At 69.0% G+C, this 439-nt stretch carries 1 protein-coding gene; it reads left to right on the forward strand.

Going from position 1 to position 439, the window contains the following annotated elements:
* Positions 1–13: 13 nt before the first annotated feature.
* Positions 14–439: alpha/beta hydrolase (locus tag VTU_RS0118280; protein WP_236610788.1), on the forward strand; the 426-nt coding region annotated here is incomplete at its 3' end.

The raw sequence follows: 439 nt of genomic DNA on the forward strand, positions 1-439 counted from the left end.
GGCGGATCGCCTTTTGGATTGCTTGGCGCAATTGCAGGCTTGGCTTGCGCACCAACTGCCAATCAACGCCACGCAGCAAACGCTGTTCGGCCACTCGTTCGGTGGGCTGCTGACGCTTTATGCGCTGTTCAGCCGACCGGCGCTGTTCCAACGCTACTTCGCCGCCAGTCCTTCGATCTGGTGGGGCGATCGAGCCATCCTGGTGCACCGCGACCGCTTCCTGCAGCGCCCCGCGGGCGGCGGCGATGACGGCCGGCGTCTGCTGCTCACGGCCGGCAGTCTGGAGGAAGGCGCGGCCAAGCCCCTGGCGGACCCCGGGCGCGAGCGCCGCCAACGCGAGCGGCGCCAAGTCGGTTCGGCACGCGAGCTGGTGGCCAGCCTCGCTGGCGCACCGGGTTTGCGCGCCGAATTCCGATTGCTCGATGGGCAGGACCACGGC

Source organism: Verminephrobacter aporrectodeae subsp. tuberculatae At4 (assembly GCF_000193225.1).
In the GTDB taxonomy this organism is placed as follows: domain Bacteria; phylum Pseudomonadota; class Gammaproteobacteria; order Burkholderiales; family Burkholderiaceae_C; genus Acidovorax; species Acidovorax aporrectodeae.